Origin of the sequence: Coprococcus sp. AF51-11b1 (genome assembly GCF_027682785.1) — a bacterium.
Taxonomy (GTDB): Bacteria; Bacillota; Clostridia; order Lachnospirales; family Lachnospiraceae; genus Allocoprococcus; species Allocoprococcus comes.
Genome location: NZ_JAQCZB010000008.1, coordinates 108,609 through 123,156, shown reverse-complemented (window position 1 = coordinate 123,156; position 14,548 = coordinate 108,609). Strand labels below are relative to the sequence as shown.

Sequence of the window (14,548 nt, the reverse complement as noted above, 5' to 3'; positions counted from 1 at the left end):
ATGAAAGAATTTCTGTAGTATCGTCTTTTTTTATTCTTCTACCTTCCACTCTCTGGTATCAAAGATGTGAAGATGCAGTGCTTCTGAAATATATCCCAACAATTCGCAGCCTGCGATACAGTTTCCTTTTTTGTCAAGAGACGGTCCGTAGATCCCGATTCCCATTTTCTTTTTCGACACGCTGAGGAGACCTCCGCCGACTCCACTCTTAGTCGGAATTCCTGTTCTTAATGCAAATTCCCCCGATCCGTCATACATTCCGCAAGTAAGCATAATGGTCTGAACCATCCGCACAGTTTGAGATGAGATCAGACGTTTTCCGGTGGAAAGCTGCACTCCGTCATTTGCCAGCAGAAGACCGAACCTTGCCAGATCTCTTGCATTTACCGACATGGAACACATCTTGGTATAAAAGGTAACACTTTCTTCTACATCGGTATCAATGATGTCCTTACTTTTTAAAAGATAGGCAATCGCCTTATTTCTTGCGCAGGTCGCCATCTCAGACTGAAATACGGCTTCGTCTATCGCGATCTCCGGATCTTCGCATACTTCCTGCATATACTTCTGCATATCTTCGATGGAATAATGGTTCACTAGCAGACTTGCAACCGTAATTGCTCCGGAATTGATCATCGGATTAAAGGGCCGGTTGCTCCGGTTATCCAGTTCTACCAGTGAGTTAAAAGCCTCTCCCGACGGCTCCACGCCCACATGATCAAACACAAACTCTGCTCCAAACGTTTCCAACGCCAGACACAGTGCCATTACTTTGGAAATGGACTGTATCGTAAATCTGTCCTCTGTATTTCCGGTCTCAAATTGATTGCCGTCTATTGTGTAAAGGCAGATCCCAAGTTTATTCTTATCTGCCTTGGCAAGCTCCGGAATATACGATGCGACACTTCCATACCGGATCACACCTTTTCCGATACGGATGGCATTTTCCAGTATTCTCGTAACTTCTTCTGATTTCATCATATTCTCCTTTTTCGCTCAGTCGTAATCCCCTACACCTTCTATTTCCTAAGTACTAACATACATCATTTTCCGGCTTCAATCAACCACCATTTTTTGCTGAAACCCGACGGAATAAGATAGACAAAAAAGTGCCCTCATTGTATATTATTAATAGTTTAAAACTGGGGAATATGCAAAGGGGAAAATGTATCATGAATCTAATTTCACAATACAAAGGTCTTAGAAAAGAAAACTATGTCTTATGCTTCGGACGCTTTGTGACGGCCATGGGGGCAATGGTCCGTCCGATGCTGACGATGATCTTAAGCCAGAAGCTTGGGATGAATGCCGTGCAGGTTGCCTGGATCACGGCACTGATGGGGATCCTGACGATCCCGGCAAATCTGATTGGTGGAAAGATGGCCGATCGTTTTAATAAGAAAATGAATATCGTTTACCTGGATATGATTTCCGTCATTTCTTATATCATCTGCGGACTGCTCCCGCTGACGACAAAATCCATTGTGCTGATGTTTATCGCATCGACCTGCCAGAACATGGAAAATCCGTCCTACAATTCGCTTACTGCGGACATCACCCTCAGCAAGGACAGGGAAAGAGGGTATTCCCTCCAGTATCTGACAGCAAATCTCGGCGGCGTGATGGCTTCTGCTGTAGCCGGATTTATGTTTCGCAATTACTTATGGCTTGCATTTTTGCTCAGTGGAATTTCCATCGGCACTTCTTCTGTGCTGATCTATTTCTTTGTACAGAATATCACACCGGAAAAAGAAGAAAATGATAGCAACGCCATTTATCAGGCCGAACGCCACGGGGAAAGCCTGCTGACGATTCTTAAAGAAAACCGGCTTGTTCTGCTGTTCATTCTGATCACCAGCGGGTACACAGCACTTTACCAGATGTATAATTATCTCTTTCCTATGGATCTGATCCGTCTGCACGGGGATACCGGTGCGGTGATATTCGGAACAGTTACAAGCATCAACTGCTTTATCGTTGTTCTCTTCACACCACTTATCACCCAGATCCTGAAGCGATCCTCCGAACCGAAAAAGACAATCTACGGATTTTTACTGACACTGGTCGGCTACGTGATGTTCATCCTCTTTTCCGGACACATCCCGTTCTATTATGCGGCAATGGTCGTACTGACATGGGGTGAGATTTCTTACATGCTGGCGGAAAGCCCGTACATGACCAGGCGTATCCCATCCAGCCACCGCGGAAGAATCCACGGGCTGATGGAGATCATCCGTATCGGATTTATGAGTCTGTACCAGCTTTTGATCGGATTTATTTACAAAAATCATACGCCGATCTTTACCTGGATCATCGTTCTTCTGACAGGAGTCGCATTCATGCTTCTGGCTGTTCTCTTAACGAAAGCGGACAAAAAACGCTATAAAAATCTGTATCGCAGATTATAATAATGATGTGAACGGCAAAATTTACTTTTGACACTTACATCATTTTAAAAAGTTATAACCAAAATAATACAGGCAAGACCAAGATTGGATTTTCTCCTTTCTCCGGTCTTGTCTGTTATTTTGCTTTCCACTATAATAAGAGTATCAAATACAAAGGAGTTTCATTTACCAGATTATGACCATCAAAGAAATCGCACAGCTCGCCGGTGTCTCCAGCGCAGCTGTATCCAGATATCTGAACGGCGGCTACGTCAGTGAAGAGAAAAAAGAACAGATCCGTAAAGTCATCGAAGAAACCGGATACCAGCCATCCGCACAGGCGCGTATGCTTCGTACCAAAAAGGCAAGCCTGGTGGGCGTGGTCGTCCCGAAGATCAATTCCGAATCCATCAGCCGGATCACTGCCGGAATTGAAAGTGTTCTCGCCGAAAGAGGCTATCAGATGCTTCTTGCCGGAACCGACAACACCCCTGCAAAGGAAGTAGAATACCTCCGGTTATTTGAAAATTATCCGGTGGACGGAATCATCCTGGTCGGTACGATGTTCACCGCCGGTCACCGGAAATTTTTAAAAGAGACAAAGGTTCCTGTTGTCGTGATCGGGCAGCGCACCTCACACGCAAACTGCATTTACCACGACGATTACGGTGCAGGAAAGGCAATGGGACAGGCCGTTGCCGGATTCAGTAAAAAAGGAGTTGCTTACATCGGCGTTACCCGCGATGACAAGGCGGCAGGTGCCGCAAGAGAGGACGGATTTATCGCAGGACTCAAAAATGCAGGTGTCACGCTTTTCGAGGAAAATAAGCGAACCTCAGCCTTCACGCTGGAATCTGGATATGAGTCTGCTCTGGATCTTTTGGAAAGCAAATGTGATATCGATGTCATATCATGTGCAACCGATACCATAGCAGCGGGAGCAATCGAAGCCATTCAGACCTACTTAAAAAAGCAGATTCCGACAAATGCAGCCGATGCAGGTGCAAGAATGCGCTATATCCTTGAAAATACGTCCATCCGAGTAACCGGATTCGGAGATAACCAGATGTTAAAAGCCGTCACCGGAGGAATCCCAACCATCCATTTCGGCTACAAAACCAGTGGAATCCGCGGCGCAGAGCTACTTCTTGACAGTATTGAAAGAGGAGAACAGATCCCGATCGAGATGAAGCTCGGCTTCCGTCTTGTTGGAGCAGACCCTTCAGACTCCGAAAATCTTACCTGATTTTCCTGATTTCCCGGAGTTTCTTAAGGAAACGAAAGTTTCTTTCAACACTTTTCACAAAAAACAATATGAATTATCAGTAAAAATGCCATCTTTACAAATGGCATTTTTTTTCATATTATTTAAGCATAAGGTATGAAATCGATTACACATTGTATATAAAGGAGGAGAGAATATGGATTACAGAAAAACCGCAAAGGAAATTCTGAATCATGTGGGTGGAAGTAAGAACATCGTATCTGCTGCCCATTGTGCTACCAGACTTCGCCTTGTCATTGCAGACAACACGAAAGCGGATAAGACAGCACTTGAGAATGTAGACGGGGTAAAGGGGGTATTTGAAGCATCCGGACAGCTCCAGATCATTCTCGGAACAGGAACCGTCAACAAAGTATTTGGTGAATTTATTGCAATCGCAGGCATCACAGCCAGCACGAAAGCAGAAGCAAAAGAAGCTGCTGCCGAAAAGCAGAACTGGTTTATGAAAGCCATCAAGCTTCTGGGAGACATTTTCGTGCCGATCATCCCGGCGATCGTAGCCAGCGGTTTCCTTATGGGAATCATGAACGCACTGGATTTCATGAACAGTAACGGGTTCTTACACATCAGCACAACCAGCTCGATCTATGTATTTGCAACCCTTTTCAGTAACATTGCTTACACATTCCTGCAGATCCTGATTGCATTCTCCGCTGCAAAAGCATTTGGCGCAAATCCTTACCTGGGCGCAGTTATCGGTATGATTATGATCCATCCGTCCCTGCAGAACGCCTACACCGTTGCAACAGAAGGTGTTCAGCAGACACAGAGCGTGTTCTTCGGACTGTATCACATTGACATGGTCGGCTATCAGGGACACGTTATTCCGGTTGTCATCGCTGTATGGATCTTATCCGTACTTGAAAAGAAGCTTCACAAGATCGTACCGGAAGTTTTAGACCTTTTTGTCACACCGCTTGTCAGCGTATTCGTAACCGGATACCTTACACTTTCCATCGTCGGACCAATCTTCGTATGGGCTGAAAATGCAATCCTCGGAGCAATCCAGTGGATGCTGACACTTCCACTCGGACTTGGAAGTCTGATCATGGGTAGTTTATATGCACCGACCGTTGTTACCGGTATCCATCAAATGTACACAGCCATCGATATCGGACAGCTTGCAAAATACGGTGTAACCTACTGGCTGCCACTCGCAAGTGCAGCAAACGTGGCACAGGGTGCGGCAGCACTTGCCGTTGCTGTAAAATCAAAAGATCAGAAGATCAAATCCCTTGCACTTCCATCATCACTCAGTGCATTTATGGGAATTACAGAACCTGCAATCTTTGGTGTAAACTTAAGATTCTTTAAACCATTTATCGCCGGATGCATCGGTGGAGGATGCGGAGCCCTTTATGCTTCCCTTGTTCACCTCGGTGCAAAAGGAACAGGTGTAACCGGTATCTTCGGAATCCTGCTCTGCCTGAACCAGCCACTTCAGTACGTCATTGAGATGGCAATCGCAGTCGGTGTTGCATTTGCAGTATCCTTCGCACTTTACAAAGACAAGAAGAAAGAACCAGTCGCAGAAGCTCCTGTTACTGTTGCAGCTTCCGTAGAGGAAACAGACAGCGAAGAATCTGCTGCTTCCGAAACCAAAACAGCTTCAGACAATACAAAAACCACTTCTTCCGAAGAAGTGTTAAATGCTCCGGTAAATGGAAAGATCATTCCAAATGATCAAATCGCAGACGATACATTTGCAGCAGAAGTCCTTGGAAAAACCGTAGCGATCGAACCTGCTGACGGCATCATCACCGCACCTTGTGATGGCGAAATCGTAAGCATTTTTGATACCGGTCACGCAGTATGCATCCTGACTGACGGCGGCGCAGAGCTTCTGATCCATGTCGGAATCGACACTGTAAAAATGGATGGAACTGGATTTACAAAGAAAGTATCTGACGGTGCAAAAGTACACGCCGGAGACGTGCTGATCAAAGCAGATTTAAATGCAATAAAAGAAGCCGGACATCCGGCAACAACCATGATGATTCTTACCAATACAGATCTGTATGATTCTGTAGAATGTGCCGCACCCGGCACTGTAACCGGTAAATCATCTGTTATGAAACTTACGAAATAAAATAACTCATGACAAATAATCAGATTTGTCTCCCGCGGCAGGTGTCGGATATCCGTATCAATACGTTTTCCGAACCGTTGCCTGCGGAACTATTTCCAGGAGTGAATCAATATGAACGCATTAACCAGAGATCTTGTAAACTTAGTAAATACAGCAGAAGAGAACCAGACAGCAAAAGAACAGACATCCGGCACACAGTTCCGCGAGAAACTGCACCTGATGCCTCCGGTTGGCTGGCTCAACGATCCGAACGGACTTTGTCAGATGGATGGTGTGTTCCACGCATTTTTCCAGTACTCCCCATTTAACGCCGAAGGCGGTGTGAAAATGTGGGGTCATTACACCAGCACCAATCTGATCGACTGGGAATACAAAGGTGTATCCCTCTACCCGGATCAGCCATTTGACTGCCACGGTGTATATTCCGGATCTGCCTTCCTCGAAGACGGTACAATGTATCTTTACTACACCGGAAATGTCAAACTGGAAGATGGAGATTTTGATTATATCAACACCGGCCGTGAGGCAAATACCGTACTCGTCACAACCAAAGACGGAATCCATTTTGGCAGCAAAAAAGAACTGCTCCGCAACAGCGATTATCCTTCTGACCTGACCTGCCATGTGCGCGATCCGAAGGTCTGGAAAAAGGACGATACCTACTACATGATCCAGGGCGCACGTACTAAAAATGATGTCGGTCAGGCACTGATTTTTGAATCCTCCGATAAAATAAACTGGCACTTCCGCAGCCGTGTAGAATCCGAAAAGCCTTTCGGTTATATGTGGGAATGCCCGGATTATTTTGAAACGGACGGCATCAAAATCCTTTCCTCCTCCGTCCAGGGCCTGGAAGGCAAAGAGTGGGCTGACCGAAATGTATACCAGTCCGGTTACTTTCTTGTGGACGGCGACATTTTAGATTCCTACAAATTATCCCCTTATCATCTGTGGGATTATGGTTTTGACTATTACGCTCCGCAGAGCTTCGAAGCAGAAGATGGAAGACGCATCCATATCAGCTGGATGGGAATGCCGGATTGCGAAGAATATACCAATCCGACCATCAAAGACGGATGGCAGCACTGCTTTACATTTCCAAGAGAAGTCTTCATAAAAGATGGCAAAGTCTGCCAGAAACCGGTTCGCGAGCTGGATGCAAAAAAACAACAGCTTCAAGATGTTCAGAATGAACTTACCCAGAGCGGCTGCCCGGTATATGAAGTAAATGTAGATGGAATTAAGGAGAATCATTTCCAGGCTGTCCTTTCAGATGAACTGATCCTTGACTATGAGAATGGACGGTTCCAGATGCATTTCACAAACAAAAGTAAAACTTCCGTATCCGCAGGCAGAAGCCTTCGCTACGCTGAAGTCGGCACTCTGGAAAATGTAAAAATCCTTGCAGATACTTCTTCCGTTGAAGTATTTGTAAATGACGGAGAATTCGTATTCTCTACAAGATATTATCCAAATGATTATAAGATTGTGGTGCATTCCCCAAGTGCCCACATTACATTCGATAAAATTCAGTAAATCGTATATGGGAAATCCCCCAAGCTTCCCGTATACGAAAACGCCAGACGGGGTACAGCAATCCCTTTTCCTCCTTTGCATGCTGTATCCTGCCTGGCATTTTTTAATTCTGATTGTTACACAATTTTTAATTCTGACTGTTACACAATTGCTTTTCCCGTAAATAAAAGCGAATAGAGCATACTGTTCAGTTCCGGATAGCTTTCCAGTTTTTCACGCAACGACTCAAACAGCATATTTTTTTCTGAAAGCAAAATCCTTACCGCTTCCAGAAAACCCTTCTTCTCCACCTTTTCTTTTTTTATTTCAAATGTTATACTTCATATACAACAAAAAACAGATAAAGGTAACGAAACACCATGTTAATCAGAAAAACACTTCCAGAAGATGTAGACACGATTTTAAATATTTTTGACACCGCACGCCAATTCATGCACGCAACCGGAAACCCGACACAATGGAATGTAAATTATCCGGCTCTCGAAGATCTCGAACCGGATATCCAGAATGGTAACAGTTATGTCTGCGTAGAAAATGATAAGGTCGTTGCCACTTTTACACTTATCATCGGAGACGAGCCGAACTATCAACTCATTGAAAATGGAAGCTGGCGTTCCGAGGCTCCATATGGAACCGTTCACCGCCTTGCATCTGACGGAACAACCAAAGGGATTGCACGGGCTTGCTTTGATTTTTGCAAGACACAAATCTCACATCTGCGTGTAGATACCCACAAGGATAATCAACCAATGCAGGCTTGCTTTAAGCAGAATGGATTTGAAGAATGTGGGATTATTTACGTCAGTGACGGGACTCCGCGGATCGCTTATGAATTTATTAGGATATCTGAATAGAGGGGTATTTTTATGACAATCAATAGTATTTTAGAAGAAATTATAAATCTGGCAAAAAAATATTCTGCAACTTCAAATGATATCAACACAATTGAAAAATGTTGTCCGGGAAATGCTGGCAAATCCTCACGTTGACCTCACCTGAAAAATTCGAATCCTCTGGCGACCAGAATTGTATTCAATCCAGCAAAAATATCATCTGCCAGAATATAAGCAGAAGAGTAAGGCTTTTGTCCAGAAGAAGCTTGTAGAAAAATTGCCGGAGATGATATTAAATGAGCAGATCAGCCAGAAGCTTTTTGAGCGAGACTATACACAGATTGCAGAAGAAATCCGCAATTATCAAAACGAAAATTCCCGTGTCAGATGTCAGGAGAAAGTAACTTACACTTGCTCCTGACATCTGACACGGGATTCTTATTTTACTCTATTCCATATTCTTTCAGGAGTTTTTCCTGATACTCGGTATCTTTCGTTGAGCGTTCTAAATCACTGTATCTTTTATCTGCTAACAGATATCCGTTCAGTCGATTGATATTTTGTATCCCCTCATCACGCCCTTCTCTTCTCAACGTCTTCTCATGCAATTTTTTATTATATGTTGTCAAAATCATTTCCAACACCTCCGCTCGATGTTTCTTCAAAAAATCCGTCAACACATTCTGCCTGATACAGGCATCCATTGCTTTAGAAACCGCATCTTCCATTGTATCTTCCAACTGCATATATTCCCTGACACATCGCACAAATATTGCATACTCCTCCAGCCGTCTGCACTGATGCATCAGCTCCTGATTATGACCATAATTGATATTCAGCATAATCGCTGTACATTCCAGACACGATTTTTCATCATCTGTCGCTTCAAAACAATCAGACAGCTTTAATTCCATTGAATCTGGTTCATCCTTTGTTCCATTATAAAAAACAATGTACTTCGGTATCGGGAGCCGTAGTCTTTTTTCTCCGTATATATCCAGATCATTCTTTGCTACATATCCCTGATATAGCCTTCCGAAATAGAACACGCCACGTAGTGGCATATTGGGATTAAAGGTACTTTGATGTTCATACAGATTCATTGTACCACCCACCAGAAAGGATACATCATTTTTCATAGATAGATAAAGGACATCTTCTAATGTGTTTACTTCCAGATCATCAGGATTCTGATAGTCTGTGTGATTGATTGCATTATAAAGCTGCAACAGATCTTCTTTGTTATTAAAGATCATTCTCCATAATCGATCTTTATATTGCCGGTTATGAGTTTGTTTGTTATGACGAATCTTTTTCTTTTGTTTTCTCATTTCTGCCTCCATTATAATCGAAAAAGGTTAATAAGTAAATTCGTCATAACTCATGTTTCGTGTAGATATAAAATTTTATCTACAATAAATACACTCATATCTATATATGATTTGATTTTCTACATTCGCCTTATTTCAAATAATACTGGTTTCTCTTGGCAGAAGCAATTAAAAAATAATAAAATTTGTGTTATCATATTCATAAAGCTTTTAATCACTAACCATATATTTCCAGGAGGCTTAATTTCATGTACTATCCACTCGCACAACAAGAATTTGAATCTTACCTTAACGGATACGACCGCGAAAATGACCGCATAAAATTAAAAATCATCCACACCTACGGCGTTGTAAAACAGGCAGAAGAGCTTGCCGAAAGGATGCATCTTTCAACCGAAGACACCGACCTTGCAAGGCTGATTGCACTCCTTCACGACATCGGGCGTTTTGAGCAGTTAAAGCGCTACGACAGCTTTGAGCCTGGCACAATGGATCACGCTGCTTACGGTGTAAAAGTGCTTTTTGATGAAGGCATGATCCGCCGCTTTCTTCCGGATGACAAATGGGACTCCATCATTTACACTGCAATCGCCCACCACAGCGATTATGAACTCCCTGAAATCTCAGATTCGCAGACACTTTTACACGCAAAGCTGATCCGTGATGAGGACAAGCTGGACAACTGCCGGGTAAAGCTCGTAGACTCCACAAGCACCTTTATTAACGTTTCTGAAGAAGAACTCGGTACACAGAACATAACCCAAAAGGTATACGAAACAGTTTTTAAAAACAAATGTATCCTTTCCGCAGACCGCGTCACACAGATGGATTACTGGGTATCTTATATTGTCTATTTCTTCGATATTAACTTCAAAGAAAGCTTTGATATCATAGCGGAAAATGACTACTTAAACCGCATTATCGACAGGATTCCATATAGCAATCCTTCTACAAAAAAGCAAATGGAAAAAATTCGGACTTATATGCAGAAGTTTATTAACTCACATACAGGCAGTCGGTTATCTTAACCTTCTTAGTTCACGAAATCAAGGAACTGACATACGCGCTTTCAGGAAAACAAATTCTAAGATTTATTTGCACCTTGAAAGCGTGTACATCATTTTCCTGTTTTTTTATCCTCCTATTGTATTACGTGGTATAATACAATCATATCTCACAGAAAGGAGATGCCGATATATGATCATCAAGATCAACATGCAGTCCGAAGTCCCGATCTCCCTTCAGCTGCGCAACGAGATTGTCAAAGGAATCGGGCGAGGGGAATTTGAGCCGGGGGAATCGCTTCCGACCGTCCGCCAGATGGCAACCGATCTCGGTATCAACACCATGACCGTCAGCAAAGCTTACCAGCTTTTGAAAACAGAAGGCTTCCTCGAGACAGACCGGCGTAAGGGAACAACCATCTGTTATCCCACTTCCTCTGCTCCACAAGATAACCGCTTTGACGAAAAGCTGGCAGATGAACTGGAACTTTTAAGCGCAGAAGCAAAGTTCCACGGCATGACTTTGACCGACTTCCTGGAACTCTGCCAGAGAACATTTAACGAAATGGAGGTAACAGTGAAATGATGATGCTGATTATATTTTTAATTACAGACATTTCCATGGTCGGCATCTTTGCCGGAGTCTATGGAAATATTGCAAAATACCGGGAAGGAATGCTGATGGGAGTCCATATTCCTAAATCTGAACTTGAACATCCCGACGTAAAAGAGCTTCTCCAGCTTTATAAAAAGCGCAACCGCCAGTTTTATTTGTGGAACATGCTGGCAGGAATTGCGGTATGCCTGCTTTGCTTTACTTACTTTTCTATTTTTATTACCGTATGGACACTGTGGTTCGTAGAATTCTGCCTTCTTACCATCCTCCGTGTCTATCATTATCACCAGAAAGTATACGACATTAAGCAGAAAAATGGATGGATCAGCTCAGCAAATGCAGATGTGTCCGCTGCAGTGGATACCCGCACTTCCTCACAAATTGCGAAAAAGATACTGCCGGCAAAGCTTCATCTGATCCCGGCTGCAGTGATTCTGATCCCTCTGTTTTTCCCGCAGGTCCGTACTTATCTACTGACCGAAAGTGATGGAAGAGTCATGCTTCTCTGCACAATTCTTGTCGCGGCAGCTTACATGGGTACCGGCTATTTATTCGCCCATATGCCAAACAAAATTTACAGTGAAAATTCACAGATCAACCTGCAGATCAATGCACTAGAAAAGCGTTTATACACCATATTCCTTTTTGTCTCCAACATTTGCAATACCGGCGCCTATCTCGGGATCATCCGGGATATTGCATCTAGCAACTGGATTGGCGGAGTTGGAATGGGCATCTACATTTTCCTCGAACTGATACCGGCTGCCATCATATTGATCATGTTTTTCTGGCTGCGTAAGGAAAAAGAGCGGATCCTCTCCCAGGACAGCACACCATTTTATATTGATGATGACTATTACTGGCGAAAAGGCTGGTACAACAATCCAAATGACAAACGGTATTTTGTACAGGACCGTGTGAACAGCATGAATTATTCTCTGAACTACGGACACCCTTCTGCAAAATATGTCACCGGAGGAATGCTCGTCGGCACCGGACTTCTTCTCCTCTGGATGTGTATCCTCTGTATCCGGATCGATTTTACACCGATCCGCCTGACGGAAAATGCTGCCCAGTATTCTATTACATCCGGCTATAAAACAGCAACCTTTGCTCTCGCTGATGTGGAATCAGTAACTCTTCTGGATAATCTGCCGGATGAAAAATTCTACCGGTCTGATGGTTCCGAAGATAACAGCAAACTTCTCGGTAATTTCCGTGGCAGTAAAACCGGACATTGCCAGATGTATATCTGGATTGAACATCCTCCGGTTCTTCAGATAAAGACAACAGATACCACCATTTTTCTGAACAGCAGCAACGAAGCACAGACTAAAGAATGGTACAATCAGTTAAATGATGCAATTTCTTCGAATAAATAAGCCTTTTTCATTACCATAACAATTCATAATATGAAATATCTTGTAAAGCATAACGCGCCATGCTACAATCATGTTAAAATGTTGGGGGCAAAAATATACGGATTTCACAAAGATAAAAAAGTTCAGAAAGGACTGTAGACAATGACACTTCAAGAATGTTATGTAAAAATTGGTGGCGATTATAATGATATTCTTCACCGGTTTATGAATGAAAATATGATACACAAATTTGTCCTCAAATTTCCGCAAGACAACAATATGGCTTTATTTGAAGAATCCTGGGCTAAAAAGGACTACGAAACCGCATTTCGTGCAATGCATACCTTAAAAGGTGTTGCCGTAAACCTTGGATTTACTGCACTTTACAATGTCAGCAATGCTCTGACCGAAAAGCTCCGCAGCCAGGAATACGACAACCTTGACGGTTTGATTACCGATGTCAAAAAACAGTATGATATCGTGATCGAAGCAATTGCAGCCCTTGGCTAAATCTTAAAACACTGACGATAAACAGGAAGAGACTGCTTCACCGCAGCCCCTTCCTGTTATGTTTTTCTATAGCTTTTTCTTCAGCATTTCCGGATTTGATGCATAGGAGAGAGCCGTCTCCGCCGTGATCCTCCCCTCTTTATACAGATTCAGAAGGCCAAAATCCATCGAATGCATTTCTTCTTTATTAGATGAATACACGATCCCATCAATCTGCGGAACCTTATTGTCGCGGATCATATTGCGGATCGCCGGAGTGATCGTCATGATCTCAAATACCGGGACCTGTTTTCCATCCACTGTCGGCACAAGCTGCTGTGAAATTACAGCCTGCAATACCATGGACAGCTGAACTGCAATCTGCCTCTGCTGGTTTGCCGGAAATACATCAATGATACGGTCAACCGTATTTGCTGCTCCGATCGTATGCAGGGTAGAAAATACCAGATGCCCGGTTTCCGCTGCTGTCATTGCCACATCGATCGTCTCATAATCACGCATTTCACCAAGCAGGATCACATCCGGGCTCTGCCGGAGCGAAGCACGTAGCGCATTGACATAGCTTTCCGTATCCACATTGATCTCTCTCTGGCTTACAATACTTTTATCATGCCGGTGCAGATACTCGATCGGATCTTCCAGCGTAATGATATGCTTTTCCATTGAATGATTGATCTTATCCACCAGACAGGCAAGCGTAGTAGATTTTCCACTTCCCGCCGGGCCCGTCACAAGCACCAGACCTTTTGACAGGTTATAAAAGCTCATCACCGGGTCCGGAATCCCGATCTCATTCGGCTCCGGCAGTTCAAATGTGATCACACGGATAACGGCTGAGAGCGCACCCCTCTGTTTGTACGCACTGACACGGAATCTCGAAAGTCCCGGAACAGCAAAAGAAAAATCATCATCTCCTTTTTCTTCAAGAACCCGGATGTCCCGTCCTCCTGCCAGCTTATATAATTCCTCAACGCATTCTTTCGTCTGCGGCGGCATCAGCTTTTCTTCCTTCTCCCTGCAGATTCTTCCATTTGCCCGATAAGAAACCGGAAGACCTGCTACAACAAATATATCCGATGCATGATTTAAAACTGCCTGCTGAAGCAGTACAATGATATCCATAGCTCAAACTCCTTTCGCGTCAGTCACTTCCAAGGACCGGAAGTGTTGACTTTTCTTCCCATTTCTCAGATGCTGACTCTTTCCATTTTACAACCTTCTGCGTTCCCTTTACCGGATCTGCCAGGATCTCGACTTCCAGATTCTGACTGTCCGTGACCGGAACCACATAGGAAATATCCAGATTCGCTCCGTCTTCTTCAGCTGTCACGCCCTCAATCTGCCGAATCGCAAATACAGGATCCTCTTTTGCAAATGCATCATCGATCTGCGCCATGATCTGCGCCGCCTTTGCATTTGCCTCACAATACGCCGTTTCCCGGCCGGCAAGCTGCTGACTATAACTCTGATCCCTTTTTGCACTTGACAGTGAGAGTGTGGCAAATGTCACCAGACACAGGATTACAAAGATCACAAGCAGGTACGACGTTCCGATCTGAATCCCCGGGTATGATCCCCTTTTCTTTCTCTTCATCC

16 protein-coding genes are annotated in these 14,548 nt (G+C 43.8%); 11 read left to right on the top strand and 5 right to left on the bottom strand.

Annotation, left to right across the window (positions count from 1 at the left end; translation table 11 throughout):
- Window positions 1-30: 30 nt before the first annotated feature.
- Window positions 31-981: a glutaminase A gene (gene glsA / locus PGY05_RS09400; RefSeq protein ID WP_008371229.1), complete on the bottom strand. Its 951-nt coding sequence runs from the start codon at window positions 979-981 to the stop codon at window positions 31-33.
- A gap of 191 nt (window positions 982-1,172) precedes the next feature.
- Between glsA and PGY05_RS09395 the strand changes: the two genes are divergently transcribed.
- From PGY05_RS09395 to PGY05_RS09380, 4 genes are all read left to right on the top strand, one after another.
- Window positions 1,173-2,408 carry an MFS transporter gene (locus PGY05_RS09395; protein ID WP_270475753.1) on the top strand — a complete coding sequence of 412 codons (1,236 nt, stop codon included), beginning with the start codon at window positions 1,173-1,175 and terminating at the stop codon, window positions 2,406-2,408.
- A 175-nt stretch (window positions 2,409-2,583) separates the two neighbouring features.
- The gene (locus PGY05_RS09390; protein ID WP_008371226.1) at window positions 2,584-3,633 is read left to right on the top strand and encodes a LacI family DNA-binding transcriptional regulator; all 1,050 of its coding nucleotides are present in this window, start codon (window positions 2,584-2,586) and stop codon (window positions 3,631-3,633) included.
- 175 nt (window positions 3,634-3,808) lie between these two features.
- The gene (locus tag PGY05_RS09385) at window positions 3,809-5,761 is read left to right on the top strand and encodes a PTS beta-glucoside transporter subunit IIBCA (RefSeq protein WP_270475751.1); all 1,953 of its coding nucleotides are present in this window, start codon (window positions 3,809-3,811) and stop codon (window positions 5,759-5,761) included.
- Window positions 5,762-5,872: 111 nt separating this feature from the next.
- Entirely contained in the window at window positions 5,873-7,297 is a 1,425-nt protein-coding gene (locus PGY05_RS09380; RefSeq protein ID WP_270475750.1) for a glycoside hydrolase family 32 protein, read from the top strand.
- 140 nt (window positions 7,298-7,437) lie between these two features.
- On the opposite strand, the gene PGY05_RS09375 is transcribed toward PGY05_RS09380, so the two are convergent.
- Complete coding sequence (locus PGY05_RS09375; protein ID WP_008371218.1) at window positions 7,438-7,587, bottom strand: hypothetical protein; 150 nt, start codon at window positions 7,585-7,587, stop codon at window positions 7,438-7,440.
- Window positions 7,588-7,656: 69 nt separating this feature from the next.
- On the opposite strand from PGY05_RS09375, the gene PGY05_RS09370 reads away from it, so the two are divergent.
- Genes PGY05_RS09370 through PGY05_RS09360 form a run of 3 tightly spaced genes read left to right on the top strand, consistent with a single transcriptional unit; the run spans window position 7,657 to window position 8,551 of the window.
- Window positions 7,657-8,151, top strand: coding sequence for a GNAT family N-acetyltransferase (locus tag PGY05_RS09370; protein ID WP_270475749.1), 495 nt, complete (start codon window positions 7,657-7,659; stop codon window positions 8,149-8,151).
- A gap of 12 nt (window positions 8,152-8,163) precedes the next feature.
- Entirely contained in the window at window positions 8,164-8,286 is a 123-nt protein-coding gene (locus PGY05_RS09365; RefSeq protein WP_270475748.1) for a hypothetical protein, read from the top strand.
- A 37-nt stretch (window positions 8,287-8,323) separates the two neighbouring features.
- On the top strand, window positions 8,324-8,551 hold the full coding sequence (locus PGY05_RS09360; protein WP_270475747.1) for a hypothetical protein: 228 nt from the start codon (window positions 8,324-8,326) through the stop codon (window positions 8,549-8,551).
- A 22-nt stretch (window positions 8,552-8,573) separates the two neighbouring features.
- Here PGY05_RS09360 and PGY05_RS09355 read toward each other — a convergent pair whose 3' ends face one another.
- A complete protein-coding gene (locus tag PGY05_RS09355) occupies window positions 8,574-9,461 on the bottom strand; it encodes an Rpn family recombination-promoting nuclease/putative transposase (RefSeq protein WP_055248710.1) in 888 nt (295 codons plus the stop codon).
- 248 nt (window positions 9,462-9,709) lie between these two features.
- Here PGY05_RS09355 and PGY05_RS09350 point away from each other — a divergent pair, with 248 nt between their 5' ends.
- The 4 genes from PGY05_RS09350 (at window position 9,710) to PGY05_RS09335 (ending at window position 12,952) form a co-directional block, all read left to right on the top strand.
- Window positions 9,710-10,489: an HD domain-containing protein gene (locus tag PGY05_RS09350; RefSeq protein WP_195413246.1), complete on the top strand. Its 780-nt coding sequence runs from the start codon at window positions 9,710-9,712 to the stop codon at window positions 10,487-10,489.
- Window positions 10,490-10,658: 169 nt separating this feature from the next.
- On the top strand, window positions 10,659-11,051 hold the full coding sequence (locus tag PGY05_RS09345; RefSeq protein ID WP_270475746.1) for a GntR family transcriptional regulator: 393 nt from the start codon (window positions 10,659-10,661) through the stop codon (window positions 11,049-11,051).
- Window positions 11,048-12,463, top strand: a complete 1,416-nt coding sequence (locus PGY05_RS09340) for a hypothetical protein (RefSeq protein WP_270475745.1) — start codon at window positions 11,048-11,050, stop codon at window positions 12,461-12,463. The genes PGY05_RS09345 and PGY05_RS09340 overlap by 4 nt, the downstream gene beginning before the upstream one ends.
- Window positions 12,464-12,604: 141 nt before the next feature.
- On the top strand, window positions 12,605-12,952 hold the full coding sequence (locus PGY05_RS09335) for an Hpt domain-containing protein (protein ID WP_270475744.1): 348 nt from the start codon (window positions 12,605-12,607) through the stop codon (window positions 12,950-12,952).
- A gap of 66 nt (window positions 12,953-13,018) precedes the next feature.
- Here the strand turns inward: PGY05_RS09335 and PGY05_RS09330 are convergent, their stop codons facing one another.
- Together PGY05_RS09330 and PGY05_RS09325 are read right to left on the bottom strand one after the other, a co-directional pair.
- Window positions 13,019-14,074, bottom strand: coding sequence for a type IV pilus twitching motility protein PilT (locus PGY05_RS09330; RefSeq protein WP_055261851.1), 1,056 nt, complete (start codon window positions 14,072-14,074; stop codon window positions 13,019-13,021).
- A gap of 19 nt (window positions 14,075-14,093) precedes the next feature.
- Window positions 14,094-14,546, bottom strand: coding sequence for a hypothetical protein (locus tag PGY05_RS09325; RefSeq protein ID WP_008371201.1), 453 nt, complete (start codon window positions 14,544-14,546; stop codon window positions 14,094-14,096).
- Between the last annotated feature and the right edge of the window lie 2 nt (window positions 14,547-14,548).